The sequence below is a fragment of the Enterococcus phoeniculicola ATCC BAA-412 genome (assembly GCF_000407505.1).
GTDB classification, from domain to species: Bacteria; Bacillota; Bacilli; order Lactobacillales; family Enterococcaceae; genus Enterococcus_K; species Enterococcus_K phoeniculicola.
Genome location: NZ_ASWE01000001.1, coordinates 626,896 through 651,531, shown reverse-complemented (window position 1 = coordinate 651,531; position 24,636 = coordinate 626,896). Strand labels below are relative to the sequence as shown.

At 37.7% G+C, this 24,636-nt stretch carries 20 protein-coding genes; 4 read left to right on the top strand and 16 right to left on the bottom strand.

Features of this window, described 5'->3' with window-relative positions:
- Positions 1-221: 221 nt before the first annotated feature.
- Positions 222-1,580, bottom strand: a complete 1,359-nt coding sequence (locus I589_RS02955; protein WP_010769617.1) for a UDP-N-acetylmuramoyl-tripeptide--D-alanyl-D-alanine ligase — start codon at positions 1,578-1,580, stop codon at positions 222-224.
- Between the two features lie 76 nt (positions 1,581-1,656).
- A complete protein-coding gene (locus tag I589_RS02950; protein WP_010769618.1) occupies positions 1,657-2,736 on the bottom strand; it encodes a D-alanine--D-alanine ligase in 1,080 nt (359 codons plus the stop codon).
- A 227-nt stretch (positions 2,737-2,963) separates the two neighbouring features.
- On the opposite strand from I589_RS02950, the gene I589_RS02945 reads away from it, so the two are divergent.
- Positions 2,964-3,548 carry a hypothetical protein gene (locus tag I589_RS02945; protein ID WP_010769619.1) on the top strand — a complete coding sequence of 195 codons (585 nt, stop codon included), beginning with the start codon at positions 2,964-2,966 and terminating at the stop codon, positions 3,546-3,548.
- 171 nt (positions 3,549-3,719) lie between these two features.
- Here the strand turns inward: I589_RS02945 and I589_RS02940 are convergent, their stop codons facing one another.
- Genes I589_RS02940 through I589_RS02920 form a run of 5 tightly spaced genes read right to left on the bottom strand, consistent with a single transcriptional unit; the run spans position 3,720 to position 8,312 of the window.
- Entirely contained in the window at positions 3,720-4,769 is a 1,050-nt protein-coding gene (locus I589_RS02940; protein ID WP_010769620.1) for a Gfo/Idh/MocA family protein, read from the bottom strand.
- Positions 4,770-4,791: 22 nt separating this feature from the next.
- On the bottom strand, positions 4,792-5,760 hold the full coding sequence (locus tag I589_RS02935; protein WP_010769621.1) for a sugar phosphate isomerase/epimerase family protein: 969 nt from the start codon (positions 5,758-5,760) through the stop codon (positions 4,792-4,794).
- Positions 5,757-6,482 carry a ThuA domain-containing protein gene (locus tag I589_RS02930; protein WP_010769622.1) on the bottom strand — a complete coding sequence of 242 codons (726 nt, stop codon included), beginning with the start codon at positions 6,480-6,482 and terminating at the stop codon, positions 5,757-5,759. Before I589_RS02930 ends, I589_RS02935 begins: the two co-directional genes overlap by 4 nt.
- Positions 6,479-7,228, bottom strand: coding sequence for a sugar phosphate isomerase/epimerase family protein (locus I589_RS02925; RefSeq protein WP_010769623.1), 750 nt, complete (start codon positions 7,226-7,228; stop codon positions 6,479-6,481). The genes I589_RS02930 and I589_RS02925 overlap by 4 nt, the downstream gene beginning before the upstream one ends.
- Position 7,229: 1 nt before the next feature.
- Complete coding sequence (locus I589_RS02920) at positions 7,230-8,312, bottom strand: Gfo/Idh/MocA family protein (protein WP_010769624.1); 1,083 nt, start codon at positions 8,310-8,312, stop codon at positions 7,230-7,232.
- A gap of 313 nt (positions 8,313-8,625) precedes the next feature.
- Between I589_RS02920 and I589_RS02915 the strand changes: the two genes are divergently transcribed.
- Entirely contained in the window at positions 8,626-10,350 is a 1,725-nt protein-coding gene (locus I589_RS02915; RefSeq protein ID WP_034684620.1) for an ABC1 kinase family protein, read from the top strand.
- Positions 10,351-10,430: 80 nt separating this feature from the next.
- On the opposite strand, the gene I589_RS02910 is transcribed toward I589_RS02915, so the two are convergent.
- The 6 genes from I589_RS02910 to I589_RS02885 form a co-directional block, all read right to left on the bottom strand.
- Entirely contained in the window at positions 10,431-11,234 is an 804-nt protein-coding gene (locus I589_RS02910; protein WP_010769626.1) for an alpha/beta hydrolase, read from the bottom strand.
- A gap of 15 nt (positions 11,235-11,249) precedes the next feature.
- Positions 11,250-12,713: an alpha-L-fucosidase gene (locus tag I589_RS02905; protein ID WP_010769627.1), complete on the bottom strand. Its 1,464-nt coding sequence runs from the start codon at positions 12,711-12,713 to the stop codon at positions 11,250-11,252.
- Positions 12,700-13,365, bottom strand: a complete 666-nt coding sequence (locus tag I589_RS02900) for an SGNH/GDSL hydrolase family protein (protein ID WP_010769628.1) — start codon at positions 13,363-13,365, stop codon at positions 12,700-12,702. The genes I589_RS02905 and I589_RS02900 overlap by 14 nt, the downstream gene beginning before the upstream one ends.
- Before the next feature lie 86 nt (positions 13,366-13,451).
- Entirely contained in the window at positions 13,452-15,182 is a 1,731-nt protein-coding gene (locus I589_RS02895; protein WP_010769629.1) for a type 2 periplasmic-binding domain-containing protein, read from the bottom strand.
- 24 nt (positions 15,183-15,206) lie between these two features.
- Positions 15,207-16,148 carry a carbohydrate ABC transporter permease gene (locus I589_RS02890; RefSeq protein ID WP_010769630.1) on the bottom strand — a complete coding sequence of 314 codons (942 nt, stop codon included), beginning with the start codon at positions 16,146-16,148 and terminating at the stop codon, positions 15,207-15,209.
- 17 nt (positions 16,149-16,165) lie between these two features.
- A complete protein-coding gene (locus I589_RS02885; RefSeq protein WP_010769631.1) occupies positions 16,166-17,110 on the bottom strand; it encodes an ABC transporter permease in 945 nt (314 codons plus the stop codon).
- A gap of 248 nt (positions 17,111-17,358) precedes the next feature.
- On the opposite strand from I589_RS02885, the gene I589_RS02880 reads away from it, so the two are divergent.
- A complete protein-coding gene (locus I589_RS02880) occupies positions 17,359-17,964 on the top strand; it encodes a YesL family protein (protein ID WP_010769632.1) in 606 nt (201 codons plus the stop codon).
- Positions 17,965-17,974: 10 nt separating this feature from the next.
- Positions 17,975-19,744: a sensor histidine kinase gene (locus tag I589_RS02875; RefSeq protein ID WP_010769633.1), complete on the top strand. Its 1,770-nt coding sequence runs from the start codon at positions 17,975-17,977 to the stop codon at positions 19,742-19,744.
- A 92-nt stretch (positions 19,745-19,836) separates the two neighbouring features.
- On the opposite strand, the gene yicI is transcribed toward I589_RS02875, so the two are convergent.
- The 3 genes from yicI to I589_RS02860 form a co-directional block, all read right to left on the bottom strand.
- Positions 19,837-22,095, bottom strand: a complete 2,259-nt coding sequence (gene yicI / locus I589_RS02870; protein ID WP_010769634.1) for an alpha-xylosidase — start codon at positions 22,093-22,095, stop codon at positions 19,837-19,839.
- Positions 22,092-22,988 (bottom strand): ROK family protein, encoded by an 897-nt coding sequence (locus I589_RS02865; protein ID WP_010769635.1) that lies wholly within the window; start codon positions 22,986-22,988, stop codon positions 22,092-22,094. The genes yicI and I589_RS02865 overlap by 4 nt, the downstream gene beginning before the upstream one ends.
- A gap of 96 nt (positions 22,989-23,084) precedes the next feature.
- Positions 23,085-24,530, bottom strand: coding sequence for a response regulator transcription factor (locus I589_RS02860; RefSeq protein ID WP_010769636.1), 1,446 nt, complete (start codon positions 24,528-24,530; stop codon positions 23,085-23,087).
- Between the last annotated feature and the right edge of the window lie 106 nt (positions 24,531-24,636).

The window sequence follows — 24,636 nt, the reverse complement described above, 5'->3', positions numbered from 1 at the left end:
ACAATTGCCACTAATGGTTCCGCGCATTCTCAGCTATTGTGACCCCACCGAAAAATTCTCTTCACGAAGTCAGGCATTAGAAAAGCCAAACGGGATTCGTTCAGCTTCGTTATCAATATAAAAATCTATTCTCATATAGATAGTTCCAATTAAATTTCTTCATCTTTCGGCAATAGGTAATTCTAGCATAGTTTCTTATTTTCAGCAAGTTCTATTGCTTTTCATTTCATATTTTCTAATTCTTTCACAACTTCTGCCAGCCCCATGCCGTTACTTCCTTTTAAAACGACCATATCAGATGGCTTAATTTCTTTTATTAGTGCCTCAATCAATTCAGCTTTTTTTCCTTTTTCAAATAAATAGACTTTTAGTTGAGGTTTTTGACTTTCAAGCTCTGCTTGTAAGGCGTTCATTTCTGAACCAAAGAGAAAGACTTTTGAAAATGAGTCATCTAAATGCGCTGCCATTGATGCATGCATTTGTTTAGAGTCCGGTCCCAGCTCTAACATATCAGCTAGCACAGCAATCTTTTCTCCAGGTACATCAAGGTTGGCTACTGTGTCTAAAACTAATCCCATCGCTGTTGGATTTGCATTATACACGTCACTTAACATATCTGCCCCGTTTCCAGCTTTTAGCCATTGCGTTCGATTTTGAGTGAGTTGAAAGGTCGCAAGTCCTTGTCTTATTTCTTCTATAGATACCCCAAACCATTGACCAATTTGGTAGGCAATCAATGCATTCGTTACGTTATAGCTTCCCGGAACTGGAATTGTAAAACGCTGACCGTTCACCTCAAACGTTGTTTTTGCTTTTTCTACTGAGAGGATTGTTGCAGTAATATCTGCCTCTTTTAGTCCAAAGGTCTCAACTGTTTGTGGGAGTGTTGAAGTTAGTGGTACTAACAAAGGTTCATCTGAAGGAACAATTAATAAACCGTCCGTTGAAAGTCCTTCTGTTATTTCCATCTTTGCTTTTGCAATTGCTTCACGTGAACCCAAATTTTCTATATGTGCTTCTCCAATCATTGTAATAGCAGCAACAGTTGGTTTGGAAAGCTGCGATAATTCAGTAATTTCATCTGCATGATCCATACCCATTTCCAGAATTAGTTTTTCTGTATTTTCAGGCATATGCAAAATCGTGTATGGCAGTCCAATATTATTATTGTAATTTCCTTGAGTTTTATACGTGACAAATTTTTGTGAAAGAACTGCCTCTGTCATGTCCTTGGTGGTTGTTTTCCCGTTACTTCCTGTAATACCAATCACATCTGCGCCTACTTTTTCCAAATAAAAAGCAGCAAGTTTCTGCATTGCAGCTAAGGGATCATCTACCTGAATGACTGCAATTGCGGGTGCTTCTTCAATTGGATGTGCCCAAAATGTTGCCACAGCCCCATTTTCAATTGCCTGATGAATAAATTCATGCCCGTCTCTTGCACCTGCTAGGGGCACAAATAAATTACCTTTCGTAATTTTTCGACTATCAAATTCAACACCTGAAATCATCAGCTCAGGTGTTAGACCTTCATAATTTCCTCCAGTCGCCTGAAGAATTTCTTTTATTGTAAGATGCATCTTTTTTCCCACCTTTTATCAAAATGAAGGGATGAAACACTTCGTCAAATTTGACGAAGGCTTCATCCCGAAACGCTTATTTATGTGCAAAAAAACTTTGGCGTTGTTTATAACGATTGATCCCTAATTGAATGAGTTCTTCAATTAAATCACTATATTTTAAGCCAGTATTTTCCCACAGAACAGGGTACATACTAAATTGAGTAAATCCAGGCATTGTATTTAGCTCATTTAAGAAAAGCTCATTTTTATTTGTTAAGAAGAAATCACAGCGACTCAGTCCACTTCCACCAAGCATTCTATAGGCAATTTTTGCATATTTTTGCGCTTTTTCCTGAACATCTTCAGGGATTTCTGCTGGAATTTGCATAGTAATTTTATTATCAATATATTTGGAATTGTAATCATAAAATGCAACATCTTTTACAATCTCGCCCGGCAATGTTGTTCGTACATCTTCATTTCCTAACACCGCTACTTCAATTTCTCTGGCTTCAATTCCTTGTTCCACAATAGCACGAGAATCAAAGCGGTAAGCCTCTGCTAATCCATTTTGTAATTCTTCACGATTTTCTGCACGAGTGATTCCTACACTTGATCCCATATTCGCAGGTTTAATAAACATTGGATACAATAACGAGCCTTCACATTGTTCAAATACTTTTCTAGGATTTTCTTTCCATTGACTTTCAAGTACAGGTACATAGGGAACCTGTGGGACTCCTGCAGCTTGCAAAATATATTTTGTCATGATTTTATCCATCGCACAAGCACTTGTTAGAACACCTGCTCCGACATACGGAACATTGATTGTTTCTAAAAAGCCTTGAATTGTTCCATCTTCTCCATTAGGCCCATGTAAAACTGGAAAGACAATAATTTCCTCTTCATCTTTTTGAATTGCTCCTGGCTGAATTACTTTCCCTGTAAAGCCTTCTGTTCGTTCGCCACTTGTATCCCAAGTTAGATGAAGGATATCTTCACTTTTTGGTGCTTCAGTTAGCAGCGGACCTTCTACCCATTGTCCTTCTTTACTAATAAATACTAGTTGAACTTTATAATAGTTATAATAGACAGCCTTTAAAATAGAATACGCAGATAAAATAGACACATCATGCTCTTCACTACGTCCGCCGTATAATAAAATAATCTTCAAAAGATTTTCCTCCTGTTTCACCTTTACGTGACTAATTCGGGCTTTTTCATTAATTACTCTCATATTTTAGCATAATCTGTGCGCAGTGACTACATATGCGTCCATTCATTTTATGAAACTTTTTTAATTTTTTTAGATAGTCCTCAGAAATAAATGTCGATTCTTCAAACAAACTAACGTAGAGTTTGCTATACTAGTAGAAATTATATTCGTAAGGAGAAAAACAGATGAGTTTATTTGTAATTATCGGTCCTCAAGCGGTTGGAAAGATGACTGTGGGAAAGAAATTAGAGGAAACAATTGATGCTAAATTGTTATTTAATCATCAGACTATTGATTTATTTGCTACGTACCTCGGCTATAATCACTATTCTTTTGCCTTATCCGATCGAACAAGAAAAGAGTTGTTTCAAGCATTTGTAGCAAATAAGGAACATAATCCAACTGCGTCCATTATTTTTACCGTGCTGATTGCCTTTGATTTGAAGGAGGATGTGGAATTCTTACAGGAAATTAGTCGTATTTTTCTTAACGCAAAAGAAGCAGTTTATTTCATTGAACTAGAAGCAAACCTTGAAACTCGTTTAAAGAGAAATGTTGAAGAAAGTCGCCTGCTTGCTAAGCCATCTAAAAGGGATATTAATTTTTCAAAATCTGAACTTTTAGACACACATAAACAACATCGTTTGAACTCGTTTCCTAATGAAATCCAGCAGCAATTTCCTGATGTAAACTATCTACATATCAACAATACGGAGTTATCCTCAGGAGAAGTCGTAGAAAAAATTCTTGAAAAGTGGCAAAACCTATAAAAATAGGTTGGAATAGAAAGTCAGCTCCTAGAACCAATTAGCTACTGCACATCGAAAAATAAATTTTCTCGATGTGCAGCAACAAAAAAGAGCTGCTTTTATTCCCAACCTTTAGCAAAATTCCAGAAGATTTGTACGTAACTAAGCTGTTAGGCTCTGTCTGCTTTTTCTTTATTCAAACGGCAACACCTGATGTGTTTCGCCTGCTTCAAAAATTGTTTCGATTAATTTTAGTACCCGATAGACTTCTTCGTTTTTAACGATTGGTTCTGCTTGATGACGAACCACATCATAAAAGTTCTGATAAAATCCAGTGTACTCTGCTTCTGCTTTAGGTAGCTCCAACGTTTTTGTTGCTTCTTCAGAAGGTGGTGCCATTGTTTTAGTTAATCCCACACCAGCTTGAATCGGCGTAGGTGCTAACACATCTGGCGCATAAGTCGGCTGAATCATTTTTCCAGACAAATCCCAGTCTTCTATAACTGCTGTTCCATCGGTTCCTTTGATATACCAGCGTGGTAATTTAATGAAGTTTGTTGTTCCAACCTCCATAATCACTTTTTCGCCACCTTCAAATGTTAAGTAGGCTGCTACTCCATCGTCTACTTCATCACCCAAAATATAGCTGAAATCTGCTGCCACTGTTTTTACAGGGCTGTCTATCATAAACAACAACTGATCTAACAAATGAACGCCCCAGTCAAGCAGCATTCCTCCACCGTGAACTTTCAGATGTCGCCAATCTCCAGGAATACCATTTGCGCCTTGTACTCTAGATTCTATTTGGAAAAGATCGCCAATTTGTTTATTTTTATAGAGTTCACGAACGATGAGAAAATCTGGGTCCCAGCGACGATTTTGGTGAACCATAAATGTTTTTCCTGTTTCTTTTGCAACAAGCAGAATTTCATCAAATTCTTTCGTAGTTAGTGTCACAGGTTTTTCACACACAACGTGTTTACCTGCGCGAAGAGCTTTAATCGCTAGTTCTTTATGACTATCATTGGGTGTGGCAATTAACACCGCTTCAATTTCCTGATCGTTTAAAACTTCCTCGTAGGTTGTATAAATAAAGTGACCTTTTTCCTCAGAAATGACTTGTCGTTCATTTGAACAATCATAGGTTCCTTTAACATGAATAAGCTCCTCAGGCATAATTGTATGCACATGATACGAACCCATTCCTCCATAGCCAATTACTGCAAAATTCATTACTGACATATCTAATCCTCACTTCTTCTTTCTATGCCCACCACATCTCCGCAGGCTGATCGTTAATCATAATACTCTTCAAGTTGGTAATTGCTCTATTTAATCCTTCTTCAATTGACATAATTGGATCTTCATGTTCAATACTTAAAACATAGTCATAACCATAAATACGAAGTGCTGAAATCATATCTGACCAAGCTTGCAGATCGTGACCACAACCTACTGAACGAAATGTCCATGCACGAGTCTTCACATTACTATAAGGCTGCATATCTGTTAATCCATGCATATTGATATTATCTTGGTCTAAATACGTATCTTTTGCGTGGAAATGATGGATAGCATCTGCCTCTCCTAAAATTTTAATCGCTGCTACCGGATCAATTCCCTGCCACCATAGATGACTTGGATCTAGATTACAACCAATTGCCTTTCCAGTTGCTTCACGAAGCTTCAACATCGTGTAAGGAGTATGGCACAAGAACCCGCCATGCAGTTCAATCCCAATTTTTACGCCCGAATCTTCTGAAATATGGTTAATTTCTTTCCAATAAGGAATTAATTTTTTCTCCCATTGGTAATTATAGTTATCATCATATTCCGTTGGCCACGGCAGTACAGGCCAGTTTACCTGTGTATCTGTCGGATTTCCTCCAGAAATGCCAGAAAATCCATTGACAACTGGCACATTCATAAGGCTTGCTAGCTTAATTGTTTTTCTCAACAACTCATCAGCTTCAGCTGCAACCTCTTTTAATGGTGAAATTGGATTATTATGGCAGCTTAATGCAGAAATAGAAAGTCCTTTATCCGCCAATTTTGCTAAATACTCTTTTCTTTCATCACTGCTAGCTAATAACTTATCAATGGATAAATGTGCATCACCCGGTGAACCACCTGTTCCAATCTCAACAGTCTGTAATCCTGCTTTTGACACTGTATCAATCATTTCTTCAAAACTTAGATTATTAAATAAAGGGGTAAATACACCTAATTTCATTTTGTTTCCTCCTCTTCTTTTTCCAACGCCTCAAAATGACCATAATGTGGATACGTATTTTCTGTTGGCCTACACCAGCGGACACCATTTTTGATTACTCGCTGTACTTTTTCATTGTAGTAAGATGGATAGGTTTCGTGCCCTGGCTGGAAATAGAAAATCTTCCCATTGCCTCGACGATAGGTAACACCACTACGAAAGACCTCGCCACCTGGGAACCAACTAACAAAAATCAATTCGTCCGGGGCTGGAATATCAAAGTGCTCGCCATACATTTCTTCTTTTTCCAAATCAATATATTCCCCTACCCCTTCAACAATCGGATGACTCGGATTTACATTCCATACTCGCGCATGCTTCTCATCTTCACGCCATTTCAAGTCGCAGGACGTGCCCATTAATTTTTTAAAAATCTTAGAGAAGTGTCCTGAGTGTAAAACAATCAGTCCCATTCCTTCTAAAACGCGTTGATGGACTCTTGCCACTACTTCGTCACTGACTTCATCGTGTGCTACATGTCCCCACCATAAAAGGACATCTGTCTCAGAAAGCACTTCCTCTGAAAGACCATGTTCAGGTTCATCTAAAGTTGCTGTTTTAACGGTAAAATCTTCTTTCAAAAATTCAGCAAGCTGTCCATGAATCCCCTTAGGATACATTTCTTGAACGGCTTTATCTGTTTTTTCATGACGAAATTCATTCCATATTGTTACATGAATCACTGAAAACACTCCTCTACAATAGACGTCAGTACCTGACAATCAATTTTTGCTGCCTCCACCGGTGTATAGGCTTGAAAGGCCTCTTGCTCTACAATCAGCCATGGAAGTGCAAGCTCCTTTGCTAGCTGAACATATTCCTTCATTGGAAGAATTCCTGAACCAATCTCCGTACTTTCTTCAGGATCTTTTTTCATATCTTTCATATGAAATAAACCAATAGAGTCAGAATGTGCATGGACCCATTTTGGTACCTCTTTTCCAGCTGCACTTAGCCAATAAAGATCCACTTCCAATTGAATGTCCTTAGATTCTCTTGTCATCCAATCTAATACATCCTCTGTCGGAACTTCTTTAAATTCATGTGCATGATTGTGATAGAAAAATTCAAATCCATTTTCTTTAACCGTTGCTGCAACTTCTGACATGCGTTTAATAAATGCCACCCATTCCTCCGCTGTAGAAAATGTTGCATATGGGCAGACAATTCGTGTATTGCCAATTGTTTTTTCAAATGCCATCACATCATCTAATTGTGTGTCCAATTGATCCCAAGGAATATGAGATCCTGCTACTGAAAGACCTGTTTTCTTTAGCATTTCTAAGATTTCATCTGCTGAATGATCATAATATCCTGCAAATTCAATCCCATCATAGCCAAATTCTTTTAGCTTCGTTAATGTCCCTAAAAAATCTGCTTTGCAGGCTTCTTGGACACTCCATAATTGTAAAGCAATTTGTGGTTTCATCTTATTCTCCTTTAATATAGACAGGTTTTCCTGTTGTTGAGGACTCATACAAGGCTTCTAAAATTTCCGTTACAACCAATGCTTGTTCAGGTTTTACTACAGGTTCTGTATCATTTAAGATAGCCTGTACCCAAGAATGTGCTTCTAGAAGTTCTGGTGATTGTGTCTCACCATCATAAAAAGCAACACCGCCTGTTTCTAATTCAATTTGTTTTTCGTAAAGCAGACCACGACTTTCTCCATTGATAGTTAAGCCGTTGTCCATATCAGCCCCACCTTTAGAGCCGTACAAGCTTGTTTTTGCTTCTTTGACATCTAAACTATTCAATGCCCAGCTAGACTCCAAGAAAATAGAGGCTCCGTTTTCCATGACAATATACCCAAATGCTGAATCTTCTACGGTAAATTTGCTAGGATCCCAAGGTCCCCACGCATTTGCAGCATTTTCCGTTTTTGATAATTCGTGATACGCTTTTCCTACAACAAACTTAGGTTTATAGTTATCCATCATCCATAAAGTCAAATCAAGTGCATGTGTACCAATATCAATCAAAGGTCCGCCACCTTGGGCTTCTTCATCAAGAAAGACGCCCCATGTTGGAACTGCTCGACGACGAATCGCATGTGCTTTCCCAAAATAAATATTTCCAAGTTCACCATCTTCACAAACCTCATGAAGATAACGTGAGTCTGTTCGAAAACGATTTTGATAGCCGATTGTTAATTTTTTACCTGTTCTGTTTGCCGCTTCAATCATCGCTTTTGCTTCTTTCGACGTTTTTGCCATTGGCTTCTCGCACATCACATGACAATCTGCTTCCAATGCTGCGACAGTCAATTCTGAATGTGAAGAGTTTGGTGTACACACATGGACTACATCCAAATCTGAATCCGCTAACATTTCCTTAAAATCTGTATAGACTTTCGCTGATTCTGTTCCATAGTCACTCTTTGCTTTTTCCGCACGTTCAACGATTAAATCGCAAAACGCTACCATCTCTACTTCTTTTACTTTTGATAATGAAGGCATGTGCTTTCCATTAGCAATCCCACCGCATCCAATAATTCCAACCTTTAATGTCATCTGTTTCCTCCTGTTAATTCTTTATTTGATGTCTTTATTCTATCTGATTATGAGAAGGCTTTCTTCCCAATTTTCATCTAAGAAATTCCTGAATATTGCTCTCTTAAATAAATGCTCTCGACTATTATTTGTAAGATAAGAAAATAGGCAGTACTATAATAGTGACTCTAGCTTTCCTAGACTCACCATACGAACTCTATCTTGACTTTGTTTTTTATAACAGACTAGAACCTGATGGACACGATAAATCTTAATGGAGATTGGAACAAAAAATAAGTTGTCCCGACCTTCTTTAGAAAGGCAGATGAAACAAATGACTGAAACAAATCCAAAGAAAAAAACAAAAAGTGCGCGGTTAAAAGAAATTATCCAAGTGTTTCTAGCTCATGACGTGATTAGAAATTTCAGCCAGCAAAAAAATCCCCTTGAGGTAAGAAAAGCCTTTGAAGAATTGGGACCAACCTTTATTAAAATTGGACAAATGCTGTCTGTTCGTACAGATTTACTAAGTCCAAGCTACATTAATACCTTAAAAACATTACAAGACAATGTAAAAAGTGACCCTTATTCTATTGTAAAAGAGATCATCGAACAAGAGCTGGAGCTTTCTCTCACAGATATTTTTGACTCCATTGATGAAGAACCTTTTGCATCTGCTTCCATTGGTCAAGCCCACAAAGCCATTTTGAAGAACAAAGAGTCGGTCGTAATAAAAGTCCAGCATCCAGGAATACGAGAAGCGATTGAATTAGATTTGGCTCTTTTTGAAAAAGCGATTCCTCTGATAAACTATATTCCTGAATCAAATGTCGTTGATTTGAATAGTGTATTAAAAGAAGTCCGCCGCTCACTAGATGATGAATTAAATTTTTTGAAAGAATGTCAAAGTGGTAAGCATTTTTTCGAGAAAAATAATCATTGGAGACAAATCAAAACACCAAAAATGTATGAAGAATTTTCGACGAAAAAAATCTTAGTTATGGAATTCATGGAAGGAAAAAGTCTCAAATATTTATTGGGTGCAGATAATAGAGAAATTGCTTACAATCAGGTAACAAATCACACACTGAAAAAAGAAATCAGCAGTCTATTAGTTGATAATTTTATTAAACAAGTATTTGAAGATGGATTTTTCCATGCAGATCCTCATCCAGGAAACATTTTCTTACATCTTCCGGAAGAGACTCTTGATACGGAGAAAAAACAGCCCTCATCTGCTTCTTCAAATGACTCGACAGAAGACTTCACCCCTGACTATGAAGTTATCTACTTAGATTTTGGCATGATGGGCACAATTAGTGAAACTCTGCGAGGAAAACTCAGCACAGCTTTGATTGCTTTATACAGTAAAGATTCAAAACGAATTGGAAAAGCAGTTCTTCAGCTGTGCAACCAAGAGGGGTCGTTTGATGAAGGAAATTATTATTCCGAGTTGGAGACGTTTTTAGAGACCTACTACGATTTACCTATTAAAGAAATTGATCTTCAAAAACTCTTCTATCAGGTCGTTATGATTTGTCATAATAATCATCTGCAAATCGATCAAACAGTCACCATGCTGGTAAAAGCATTTGGAACACTTGAAGGAGTTATTGAAGAATTAAATCCCGAACTGTCCATGATGGAAGTAGCCGCTCCATTTGCCCAACGTTATTTTCTTCAAAGAATGAATATCAAAGAAGAGCTGATGCAAGGCGGGCTAGATCTCCTTTCTGCATTAAAATCTATGCCAAAAATCCCTGAAAAAGCAGTCGATACATTGGATACTTTTTCTTCAGGAAAAACCAAGGTCACTATCTCATTGAAAGAACAGGAACGTTTGGTTAGTCGATTTGAAAATTTGATGAATCGCTTCTTAATTGGGCTTATTCTTGCCTCTTTAATTATCGGCACTTCAATCTTGCTTAGAGGAACCGACCTGTTAAACCTGAAAGCTTTTGCTTGGTTGAGTGCCCTTGTCTATGCTTTTGCTGCTTTTTCTGCACTTTTTTTCTTGTTTGAACTCTTTTATCGATGGCTCAAACGAAGAAAGAAATAGCTCAAAAGCAGATTATTAAAAAACCAGCCAGCTGCAGACTGTTTTCTTTACAACAATCAGCAGCTAGCTGGTTTTTATTTCTATAAATTATTTTTCACCCATGTAGCAAACAAGTCTGGCCAGACAGTGATTTCTTCTTGAATTCCATACCCATTACTTAGACTAGTTTCACTTGTTCCTAAGCTAAGACCATGACCACCTTTAGGAAACAGATGAAGCTCAAATGAGACTTCATTGGCACGTAAGCTTTGCGCAAAGCTCAGGCTATTTTCCATTGGCACTGCCCCATCTTCAAGCGTATGCCATAAAAAGGTCTGTGGTGTAGAGCGACTTACTTGTTTTTCCAGTGAGAGAAAGTCTTTTTTCTCCTCATATTCCTCGCCCAGTAAAGAACGAAATGACCCTTCGTGTGCATAGGTTCCCGAGGTAATCACTGGATAATTCAACAGTAGTGCATTGGGCTGCCACTGCGTATTTTCTCCTTCCAAATATTCTTTAAGAAATGTTTCTTGCCAAAAAACACCTAAACTGGCAGCCAAATGTCCCCCTGCAGAAAATCCTGCAACAATGATTTTTTCAGTGTCGACTCCCCATTCTTCTGCCTGTTCACGAGCCATTTTTACTGTTTTTGCCAATTGTACTAAGCTTTCTGGAAAACGACTAGGCGCCACACTATAGCGTAAAACCATTGCGTGAAAGCCCAAACTAAGCATACGGATTGCTACAGGCTCCGATTCACGATCTGAAGTCATTTCATAGCCCCCGCCTGGACAAATAATTACTAGCGGTCTTTTCCTTTCCTCCACCATCTCAGAAGAATTATCTAAAAAATAGGTATCCACATATGCAGTACTGCCCTCAAAAGGGATTCGTTCATAATTCATTGTCTATTCCTTCCTTTACACGATTGTTATTTTGCATACTTTTGGTAGCTCGTCTATTATTTCTGGAAGTATAATGACGAGTCCTTCATCTGTTATCTCCCATTGAACATCGTCAAATGCTCCTAATAGTTTAACCTCTTTTATCAATCCATGAAACTCAGGTACGTCTTGGTTTTTGGAAGTTGCCAAAGACTTAATGAGTACTTTTCCCCCTGCAGCTGGCGCCATCAAAAAGGCATAAATGGACTCACCCGAAACCGTAAATCGAATATCCTCTGGTGTATAAGAGACTGGTTGATTTTCTTGAAATTGACCTGAAACTAGTTGCGTAGGTCCTTCTCCTGATTTTCGCCAAACCTTGGAATCATAGATTGCTTCTCCATTTATTTTCAGCCATTCCCCTATTTTTTTCAAGAGGATCTGATCTTTTTCAGCAATAGAGCCATCACCTTTCGGGCCGACATTCAGTAACAAATTTCCATTTTTTGAGACAACTTCAATTAAATCATAAAGAATTTCCTTCACATCTTTGTAGTCCAGTGTCTCTGTATAGCACCATGAATTTCTTGCAATTGCCGTATCTGATTGCCAGTAAAACGGTTGGGCGTTTGAAAATTTCCCCCGTTCAATCTCTACTATACCAGAGCCAAACATCAGCGCATCATGTTTATAACAAATCGCCACTTCCTCTTGCCATACATATCCGCAATTATAATAGTAGGCTGCTAATATTTGTAAGTATTCTTTAAACGATTCATGCTGAATCCACCAGTCAAAGTATAAAACTTTTGGTTGATAACGATCGATGATTTCAACGGTTCGCAATAGCCAGTCCTCTAAAAATTCAGCAGTTGGATACGGGGTACTTTGCAACGCTTGATTGTCAGGCTCAGGCTGTGCAGGCCAATAAAAATCACCCTTTTTCATCGGTTCGACAACATCACTAGGAAATTCTTTTCCATGGCCCATGAAGAACCAATGCTCAGCACGATGCGAGGAGGTACAAAAGACTAAGCCTTCTTTTTCTCCTGCCTCTTTTAACTCCTGTAGAATATCTCTATGGGGACCCATCTGAACGGCATTATAATTGGATAGTTCACTTTGATACATCTGAAATCCATCGTGGTGCTCTGCAACAGGGAAAAAATAGGTTGCTCCCGCTTCTTTAAATAGCTGAATCCATTCTTTTGCATCAAATTTTTCTGCTGTAAACTGCGGAATAAACTCCTTATAACCGAATTCGGTATGTTGCCCATAGGTCTGAATATGGTGATGATATTCTTCTGAGTTTTCTCTATACATGTTCCGAGAATACCATTCATTGTTAAATGCAGGAATGCTGTACAATCCCCAATGAATAAAAATCCCAAATTTTGCTTTTTTAAACCAGCGAGGAATCTCAAAATGATTTAAGGTTTTCCAGTTGGCTTCAAAGGGACCCTGATTCGCAATTTTTTTAATCTCTTCAATTGTTTTCATACGTCTCCTCCTCAAATTCGCAAACATCTAGAAACGCCTTTGCAATCAGTAAGTGACCAGCTAACGAAGGATGAACACGATCAGAGCTTAAAACATAAGAAGACTGATGTTTTAAAAATTCATCAAAATAGGCTTGTACATCTACAAAACGAATTGAAAATTCTTCTGCCACTTGCCGCGTCAGCTGATTATATACCTCTACTTTTTTACGCATAGTATCCTCAAGATTTTTTTCTACCATAAATGCAGACAGTAAAATCATTCCTTTGACAGCTGGCAAAGTGTCCTTAACTAAGGTACGATACGTCTCAAAAAATACGGTCTCTGTTACTTGTTCATCTTGGCAAAAAGTTCCATCAAAATGGCGCCAAACATCATTGATTCCTATCATAATAACCACCCAATCAGGTGCAAGATCCAGCACATCCTCTTGCCAGCGATTTGGTAAATCCACTATCCGATTTCCACTGATTCCTTTATTGATTATCATTAATTCTTTTGCAGGATGAAAAGCTGTCGTATAGCCATTAATGACGTTTACGTAGCCCTCTCCCCAAGAAGCCCATTTTGCTGGTGGAGCAGCATACTCTCTGTTACTATCAGTAATCGAATCTCCTACAAATATAATTCTGTCATTTTTTGAAAATATCATCTGTTCTTCTCCAACTTTCTCATAAAAAAGAGTGAAACAACTGCCAACATATTTGTTTGCATGTCCCACTCTTTTCTAAGAATTAATTATTCTGCGAATTCTTTTGCTACAGATATACGCTGCTCATTTTGATCTTTTGCATTTGCCATATCTACCTCAAAAACTTGCTCGTAGCCTAAACCTTTTGCTGTGTCTTGCATTTCCTTTAACAGCTTGTTAAATTCTTTTTCATCTTTAGCAAATGACATCTTCCAAGAGTATTCGATGATGGTCGATTTTATTTGATTTCTCAATACAGAGATTTCAGAATTATCTTCTGGCGCAACATAACTTGCACCTGGGGCAACTTCAATTTGTTTTGATGCTTCAAGATAATCCAAGGTCGTTTCCGCACCATCCATTTGCTTTGTCCAATCCTGTTTCAATGGATCAGTATTTTCCTTTTGATAGGTTTCCCACATTGTATAGTTATAAGGGTAACCGTTATCTGGATTGTTATCAATTCCTAAAACTGTATTCACATTCAATGCAGAAACACCATCTTTGTAGCTGCCGCCGCCATATTCCTTAGGTACTGTTGCATCTCCACCTAACAAAGCTTCTTTCCCAAATTCAGTTAATTCAGGCTGGCCTTCTTTATTCATTTCCCAAGTTAGTCCTTCAATTCCTGCACTTCCTTGTGTTTGAGAAGTATTTGCCAAGGCTCCTTCTGGAGAGTAAAGCCAGTCAACAAATTCGGCTAAACGTTCTGGATCTTTTGCCTTAGTACCAATACCAATAAATTGCTTCCCACCGTATACTTCTGCACCATAAGAGAAGATAGTTTGATCTTTAATTGGCGCAAGCATAAATCCTTCTCCCTTGGCTAGATTAGTCGTCGTGTTATAGGCTGCCTGACCCAACCATGGCCACCATGAAAATAATACTTGTCCATCTTGATATTTAGAGTACATTGTATCGTAATTTTGTGTCGTTGATTCAGGATCCACCAAGCCCATTTGATTGGCTTCATAATAAAATTTTAATGCACGAACATATTGGGAATCACTATCAATGATGCTTTGATAATCTGAACCATCTGCTTTTGCCAATACAAACCCAAGTTCATCGTATCCATATAGAGTGCCTAGTTGTTTGGCCATATTCATCATATTTCCATCCCAGTCACTAAATAAGGAAAATGCATAGACTTTTTTACCAGACTCTGTTGTCGGATTTGCTTCTTGCATCTTTTTCAGAACGGGCAATAAGTCCTCCACAGAATTCATTTCAGGATAGTTCTCTTTTCCATATAAATCCCAGCGGATATAAGCACCATAGTTTAATTCCAATCCTTCTGAAGGAGTCGTTGGTGATAAACTTGATACACTTGTCGGAAATCCATAAATTCCTTCTGATCCATCATTTAAGTGTTGAACGGCAGCGTCATATTTTTTAAGATTATCCATCTTCTGATATAAATCAGTTGAATCGTACAATAGTCCTCCTTGAACTAATTCGTTGTATTGTTTGCCATTATCTACAATAATTAAATCGCCTAAATCGCCTGCAGCCGTTCTTGTTTGATACAAGGTATCCCCATTACCAGCCACGTTTGGCGCAATAATATTCAATTCAATATTGAATTTTTTCTTCACAATATCTGCAAACCAGCCTTTTTGAATACCCATATAGTTTGCAAGTCCATCATAAACATCCACAGTTAAAAGTTCATCTTTATCTGTCTTGCTTTCTTTTTTCTCAGAACCACATGCAGCTAAACTGGCAATAAGAGAAACACCCAATAGCCCCGTAACAATTTTTTTCTTTAAATTCATCGTAAGTTCTCCTTAAAAGTAGTCTTATCCTTTTACTGCACCTAACATAATTCCTTTTACAAAATGGCGTTGAAATAAAGGATAGATAAACATAATCGGCAATACAACAATAACAGAAACCGTCATACGAATAGAGGTTGGCGTCTGAGTTGTTGCTGCAGAAATCACACCAGATAACGAGCCTGTTGTATTCTTAACCATCTGTGCCAGTGAGTTGGCTTGATTAATATACGTATATAACAAATACTGTAACGAATAGAGCTTTTGATCTGTAATATAAATCAGTGTGTCTTGGAAAGAATTCCATTGAGCAACGGCTGAAAAAATCGCCACAGTTGCTAAAATAGGCGTACAATTAGGCAAAATGACTTTGAAAAATACCTGTACAATATTCGCCCCGTCCATTTCTGCGGCTTCTTGTAAAGAAGCTGGAATTGATTCAATGTAAGTTTTTACTAAAATAATATTAAACGGTTGAACGGTTGCAGGTAGAATGTATACCCAAAAATTATTGGTTAAATTCAATGTTTTCATCGTGATAAACAACGGAATCAGACCTGCATTGAAATACATCGTGATAATTACGAAACGGTACCAAAACTGACGCTTCCACATTTTTCGTTGTGTAAACATAAAGCCTAAGAAGGCTGATGCAAGTACGGTTAGTGCTGTTCCGATAACGGTTCTTGCTACAGATACGATTGCCGCCAAAGAAAGACCGTCTAGCTGTAAAACTTCTTTGTAGTTCTCAAAATGAATATCTTCTGGTAGGAAGCGAATAGAACCCAATGCACTCAACTCATTATTACTCACTGAGTTAATAATAAGATAGTAAAAAGGATACGCACAAATCAACGTGATTAGTGCAAAAAATGTGTAATTTACCACATTAAAAATAATATCCTCTTTTGTTTGAGGAAGCTTATGAGGCTTTAGTTTCTCTTTTTTCTTTTGTGATAGTTCCATGGTACTTCTCTCCTTTCTTAAATGATAGAGCTTCCTCTAATTTTTTTCGAAGCAAAGTTAACGATAGCAAGCAGTGCTACACTGACTAAGCTTTTCAACATACTTAAAACAGTAGCTAGTGATAAGCTATTCCCACCAAGTCCAATATTATATACATACAAATCTAATACTTGGATGTGTTCTTTGTTAAACGCATTTTGGAAAACAAAGTATTGATCCATTCCATTGTTTAGCAGATTCGCAATAGAGAGCATTAACATGACTAGATAGGTTGGCATAAGTGCTGGCAGCGTGATGTAGCGCATTAAGTGGAAGCGATTGGCACCGTCAATTCTCGCTGATTCGTATAATTCCGGATCAATTCCAGCAATTGCTGCAAGATACATAATGGCACCCCAGCCAAGCCCTTTCCAAATATTCCATAAACACATCATCAGCCATGTATGATTATCGCTGTCTAAAAATTTAATCGCTTCTGAAATAAATCCATGCTCTTGTAATAATGTGTTAATTAGTCCTGTAGAGGAAAATAAGCTAAATGCGATTGTGTAAATCAGCACCCAACTAATGAAGTTTGGTAAGGTTGTTAGTGTTTGAACGAGATTTTTAAACCATTTACATTTCACTTCATTCAATAAAATTGCAAAAAACACTGGCAGCATAGATGTTGCAATCCCCAAGAAACTCATCGCAAATGTATTTTTCATTACTTGTATGATTTGACTAAGCTGTGTTGGACTAGAAACAAGAATCTTGAACCACTTTAAGCCTACAAATTCGCTTCCAGACAATCCCAAGGCTGGTTTATAGTCATATAAGGCATATATCCACCCATGTAATGGAAAGTACGAGAATAAGAAGACGAGAATTAAAAATGGGACAATGCATAAAAACATAATCTTCCCATCTCGGCGATTCCTGTTTACAGGTTTTTCCCCTTTACTTTGTTTGATTTCCATCATTTCACCCCTCTTAATTTGTAACCGCTTTTACATTTGTAATCATAGCATCCAGCTTCTTTTTTGAAACTAGAAGAAATTGCACCTCTGTACAGTACAAAATAGACATGTTTTTCTTCTCACCCCTTAAAAAAACAGAGAAAATGCTGATATATCAACGTTTTTAATCACTACTCTATAAATGCGACCGCTTTCAAAAAACCTGTAATTCATGTAAAATGAGAGCAATCAACGAATCGGAGGTTCTTTTTATGAAATTTAATATTGATAGTCCATTCCATCAAGGAGTGACTCTTTTCACTCAATTTGTTCTATTAAACATTCTATTTATTGTCACTTGTTTGCCCATTATTACAATCGGTGCATCGATTACTTCCTTGCTTGCTGTCACGACGAAATATGCAGAACAAAAAGAGGCTTATCTTATAAAGGACTATTTTATTTATTTTAAGCAAAACTGGAAACAGGCGACTGCAGCCTTTCTTACTTTAGGTCTGCCTATCCTATTCTTATTTTTCAGCAGTATCTTTTGGTTTGCTTTTAAAACTATTTTAACCAGCATCATTGGATTGGCTGCTCTATTTATTGCAGGATTTTTTCTTCTTTCTTTACTACTCAGCTTTTCTTTGATTGGTCGCTACAAAAACAGCCTGAAGCAAACGATTAAAAATGCTTTATTGCTTCCATTTGACAATCCTGTTAAGGTGATAGGGGTACTTTTACTTCCACTAACTATTTTTTGTTTATTAATGATTATGCCGGGAATGAAACTTCTTTTATTGATTTTCGGTTTTTCATTTTCAGCATATTGCTGCTCATTTTTACTTCTTTCTATTTATAAACCATACTCAGATTAGGACGGATGCTATGAATTTTCGACTTTTTATGAATAAAATCAATCGTTACCCCATTCGGCAGCAGTTATTTATTATCTTTGTTCCTTTAGTCCTCTTGTCTACTTTGGCAATAGGGCTCATTTTAACGACTGATTCCACCAGACAACTAACAGAAAACTATAAAGGGTTGACCGCTGCCAATGCCCAACGAGTAAAATCCGTCATTTTCGATACAACAAATTCGTTTAAAAATATCGCAAATTACATGTCTACAGACAATCAGCTGCGAGAAATTCTTTCTACTACCTATTTAAATGATACTGAAGCGTTGCAGGCAGAGGATACTTATTCATATGTTACTCGTTTAAAAAAACAAGAGACCTCCATTTACAGCCTCTCAATCTATTCAACAAACCCGACATTAGTGAATTTTAAGAACTTTGCTTATGCAACACCCGAAATTCAAGCCTCCGACTGGTTTAAACAAGCAATCAGTCAGCCCAACGAATTTTGGAAAATAGAATCTGAAGATGTCATTCCCAAACTGACCGTCTACATGGCACTCCCCTTACCTCTTACTAGCTATAAAGCCGTTCTTAAGATAGAGGTGGACTACAACTACTTGAAAAATAGGATGGCACATTCGAGTTACTATACAGAAATCCAATTAAACAACCAATCTCTTTTTTACAGCGACATTATCCAAAATGTAGGAGAGCCGATTACTTTTTCTATAAACAATCATGCCGAGGAGGAAGAAACCTTCCAGTCGACGAAGGAGAAAAAAAATGCTTTAGTCGCAATAAATACATTAGATTTAGCAAATGAGCAGGATAAAATAGTCGTTTATTCTGCAGACTACAGCGCCTATAATAATTTAAAGGCAAATGTTCTACGTTGGATTAGTATTTTAGTTGTTGTTCTTGTCACTACATCGCTTGTAATGATTGGCTTTGCCAACTTCTTTTCTAATCGAATCCATACGCTTCAACGGGCGGTTTACCATGCCTCCATTGAAGACTATGCCTTTTTTAAACAGATCGCTGGAGCAGACGAAATATCTAAAATATCTTTAGATTTCCACACGATTACACAACGAATTAAACAAAAAGAAGAACAAATCTTTGAGGCACAGCTGTTGGAAAAAGAACTACTCAATCAGCAGCAGCAAATGGAATTCCGACTTTTAGCTGGACAAATTAATCCTCATTTTTTATTTAATACGTTGGAAACTATTCGAATGACTGCCCTAAAAAATGGTACGCCCGATGTAGCACATTCCATTAAACTTTTGGCCAAATCTATGCGCTTTACCTTAGATTACCAAGGAAAAAAAATTACTACTCTGGCCGAGGAATTAGACACTGTAACTGTCTATACCGATATTCAAAAAATGCGTTTTGGTGATCGAGTAAACTTTAAAATAATCCTTGCAGATTCAATTGATCCAACTCAGATTGAGCTTCTTCCGCTCCTTATTCAGCCGCTTGTGGAAAATGCCATTTCACATGGACTTGAAGGAATAGAGGAAAATGGGCTTGTTACAGTAAGAATTGATAAACAAGGCCATAAAATCATCATTGATGTTGAAGATAATGGGGTGGGGATTTCACCTGAACATCTGGAAAAAATCCGCTGGCAAATCCAGCAAAATGATTTGGATATTACAGAACATATTGGTCTACCTAATGTCAGCAATCGAATCAAAATGTTTTATGGAGAGCAGTATGGACTTAGCATCCGAAGCCAAGTAGCAAAGGGGACGAATGTTCAAATAGTTATAAATAGTTTTGCTGAGTAGTTTTTATTTTTTACTAAAGCTTCTTGAACCAAAAAAACCTTCAAAGTAGCGAACGAATTTATTCGTCAAGCAACTTTGAAGGTGTATTATTTTTAGATAATGGTCGTTCCTTCTTCTACCTGTACTTCTCTTACCTCTTCCTCGTGTAAAATGACTTTGGCACTTGCAATGCCTTCGATTATCAGCTCGACTTCTCCGCCAATTCTCTTAGCTTGTACTTCCGCTACTTTTTCTCCTTGTGCATCATACACCAACGCGCTGCCTTCAGTGTCTAATTCAAAAAGATGAATCACAGGGTCTTTCGTATAGTCATAGACCGCTTGAGTATCGGTATTTCCTTCAATGATAATCGCATTTGGTCGTGCTAACAATGGCAAGTGGAAATAATCTACCGTTTCCTGATACCATTGTCCGCCAGCATACCGTTTGCCTGTTAAGTAATCTGTCCACATACCTGTTATATTTGGCACATAGAAGGTTACTTGACCCTCTTCATTAAAGATAGGTGCGACTAATAAATCGTCACCAAACATATATTCTTGATCAAGCTGATGAGTCGCGATATCTTCCGTAAATTCCAAGACCATCGCACGCATCATTGGAAGACCTTCTTCTGACGTTTTCACTGATTGTGCTTGAAGATACGGCATCAACCGTAGTTTCAACTTCGTAAAGAACCGGGCAACATCTACTGCTTCTTCTCCATAAATCCATGGCACCTTGTATTCCCAGCTGCCGTGATAACGACTATGAGAAGATAATAAGCCAAATTGTGTCCAGCGTTTATACAAATCAGGCGTCGCTCCTGCTTCAAAGCCTGAAATATCATGACTCCAATAGCCAAATCCACCTAACCCAAAGGATAGCCCCGCACGCAAGGTTTCTGCCATAGATGGGTAATCAGACGTACTATCGCCTCCCCAATGAACAGGTAACATTTGTGAACCAACAGAGGCTGAACGAGCAAATAAAATCGCTTCTTCTTTGCCTTTTTCCTCCACTAATAAGTCATAGACTACTTTGTTATAGAGATAGGCATAATAGTTATGCATCTTCTCAGGATCAGAGCCATCTGCATACACTGCATCCACAGGAATGCGTTCACCAAAGTCTGTTTTAAAACAATCCACACCCATCGCAATTAATTCTCTTAATTTTCCTTGGTACCAGGCAGTTGCTTTGGGATTGGTAAAATCAACAATCGCCATTCCTGCTTGCCATTTGTCCCATTGCCACACATCGCCATTTTCTCGTTTTAAGAAATAACCCTGTGCCATGCCTTCATCAAATAATGGGGATTTTTGCCCAATATAAGGATTAATCCAGACACAGATTTTCAAGCCTTTTTCCTTTAAGCGACGGAGCATATTGATTGGATCAGGGAAAGTTCGTTCATCCCACGTAAAGTTACACCACTCATATTCACGCATCCACAAACAATCAAAATGGAAAACTTCAAGCGGAATATCGCGGTCTAGCATCCCATCCACAAACGAGTTCACTGTTGTTTCATCATAATCTGTTAAGAAGGAGGTACTCAACCACAAGCCAAAGGACCATGCAGGAGGTAACGATGGTTTCCCCGTAAGGTCCGTATAATTTTTCAAGACCTCTTTCATAGAATCACCTGCTAGAATAAAGTATTCCATAGATTGCCCAGGGACACTAAACTGAACCTTAGAAACTTTTTCGCTTCCTACTTCAAAACTCACTTTTTTAGGAGAATTGACAAACACGCCGTAGCCTTTGTTGCTGACATAGAAGGGAATATTTTTATACGCCTGTTCGGTACCTGTTCCGCCATCAGCATTCCAAATATCCACGGTTTGACCATTTTTTACAAAATTAGTAAAACGCTCGCCTAGCCCATAAATCGCTTCCCCAACATCTATACTCAGCTGTTCGCTGATATGTACCTCTCCTGTTGGGTCAAAGACAAGTGCCTTACTACGTGGCATACTTTGGGTAATCAGTTTGTCTTTATAGTAAAAACGAGTAAATAGTTGTTCGTCTTTCGTAATTTCGACACGTAAATCTCCTGATTCAAAGCGATAGACCTCCCCTTCTGTTTCCATCACAGGAGTCATTTCTTGCGTGTGAATTAGGAAATCATGCGTTTTTGGTAGCACACCTTTATAGTTGTAGAGCTTCACGCCAATCACATCTGCGTGAGGGGTTGAAACCTCCATAGTCATTAGCCCGCCATCAAGCGTTGCCCCTTTATTGCCAATGTAATTATACGGCAGATAAAAAATTAAGGTATTATCTTGTTTCCTAGTGTCATAGACATGTACGGCATAGTTGACTTGGAATCCGTCCTTTACCAACCAGCCTCCATCTGTAAATTTCATCTTGTTTCCTCCATAACTTTTTGTTTAATTAAATAGTAAGCACCGATCAATCCTGAATCATTAAAAAAGTGACATGGCTCAACAGGAACCTGAAAATCAACCCAATGGCTATTTTTTGTTAATTCTTGAATAATGATTTTGATAATTTCTTGGCTTTGACTAATTCCGCCGCCTATGAGTATTTTTTCTGGATTCAACATGACAACTGTATTAAAAATTGTAATTGCAACAAACTGTGCCCATTCTTGGACGAGCTTCTTAACTTTTGGCTCGTGGAGTCTTGATACAATGGTCTCTCCAAGAACTTCTATTGAATCGGAAATTCCTTCTTGTTTTCTGTAGAGATTCACTAAAGCTTGTGTTGACGCCAATTCATGAAGGGTTTTATAACCAGATTCATGAAAATCTGTTACCATCATTCCAAGCTCTCCTGTTCGATAGCTGTGTCCATGGAGAATCTGATGGTCAACAACAATCGCACCGCCAATGCCCGTTCCTAATGTAATTAATGCAAAATCTGAGCTACCTTGCGCTTGTCCGCCAAAGCACTCAGCTAAGGCTGCGCAATTGGCATCATTTTCAATACTCATTGGATAGTGTTTCGTTAGTTTCTCATTTAATAAATGGTAAATATTTTCCCCATGTAACGGGGTCAGTGCTCCTGCTAGGATTGCTTCACCAGTCTCTGGATTGACAAATCCTGGAAAACTTAGTCCGATTCCTTGTAGTTGGTTTTGTGTGTCTGTTTTTTCTATTTGTTCTACTAGAGAATCAATAAATTCATCTTTTGAACGAAGAAGAGTTTTAAACTTTCCTTTCTTGTGTTTTTTTCCTTCTTGGTCAAACAATCCGTACTTTACGAATGTTCCGCCAATATCAAAACATAAAAACATAAAAAGCCCACCTTTGAAAAGTAAACGTTATCATACTACCCTTATTATAACGAATGACACCCGAACTTTTATACAGCGAAGATTAGTGTTTGATACCTACAAAACTAGTGATTCTGCTGAATTTATTTTCTCTTCTGTTTTTTCCTGACCACGATATTCATTAGGAGAAATTTTATAATATTGACGAAATTTTTTATAGAAATAATCCACATTTTTATAGCCTACTTGCTCTGATATTTCGTAGACCATTAAGTTAGAGCCTGTTAAAAGGACTGCTGCTTTTTCCATCCGAATTCCTTCAAGATAATTAACAAAGCTTTTTCCTGTTTCTTTTCGGAATTTTTTCCCTAGATAGGCACTATTATAATTAAATTTTTCTGCGATTGTTTTCAACGAAAGGTTTTCCACATAGTTTTTCCCAATATAATGAAGAATTTCTGAGATGATATCTATATTATTTAATGATTCAGCCACTAGTACAGACAACTGTGTCAGCTGGTTTGTTAATCGGACAAGCAGCTCACTAAAAGTCGTCGCTTCAAATATTTCTGTACTAAACGAGCCCGTAAATTCCTGCAAGTCAATTGTTACTTGGTTGCGAACTTGGCGAATAAGGAAATGATAGTCTTGATTCATTTGCCATTTTACATCTTCTTCAAAAGCTAAATTATTATAAAAGTACGTAGCATAATGAGCAACGGCATCCTTTAGCCTATCTGCAGTGATAATTGCCTTAACTAGTTCCTGTATAAGTGTCTCATGTACATAATTTTCCGTTGTTTCAACAGAGAGCCGCTCAGGTGAAACATATTGATTAGGAAATAAAAAAGTTAGCCGGGAGAGATAATTAATTTCGGAATAAAGTACACCTAGATTCTGATTTGCATCTAACCAACCTGTTGAAAGAATCTCCTGTCCCTTTTTCAATTGCTTCTCTAGTATTCTTTCCTCTTGTTCATGGCTCGTTGAAAGAAGCACCTGATAGGTATATCCATAGTGGCTCAAAGAAATAACCTCTATCTGCAGCTTCTCAATTTTCTTTAGCACATTGTCTTCTAATGGCTTTCTTGTTCGCAGACCACATACCCATTTATATCCCGGTAAAGGCATTGAATCACTACCAAACAATTTATTTACTAGCTGATGCTGTAAACTCACCGTATGCTCTGTTTTATCTAAGTCGTTCATCTTATTTAAAAGATCAATTAACTCATCTTCATCAATTGGTTTTAATAAATAAGAGAAAAAATCTAATTGAATCGCTCTCTTAGCATATTCAAATTCAGAGTAGCCAGTCAAAGCAATGGCATAAGGAGAATGCCCCTGTTTTTTCACCTCTTTAATCATATCCAAGCCATTTAGTTGTGGCATTTTGATGTCTGTAATCACCACATCCGGCAACAGCTCCATAATTAAAGAAAGTCCTTCTTTTCCATTTTTAGCGAGTCCAACAATTTCATACCCATAATGTTCCCAATCAATTAAATAAGTTAAGCCTTCACGAATCGCCTGTTCATCATCCACCACAATAATTTTTTTCATTTTGTCCCCTCATTTCTATAACTATGCAAAAATGAAAAGAAGCTGGACAAAACAACTTGTTAGTCTCAGCTTCTTTCCTAGATAATTCAGAACTTTCAGATGCTGT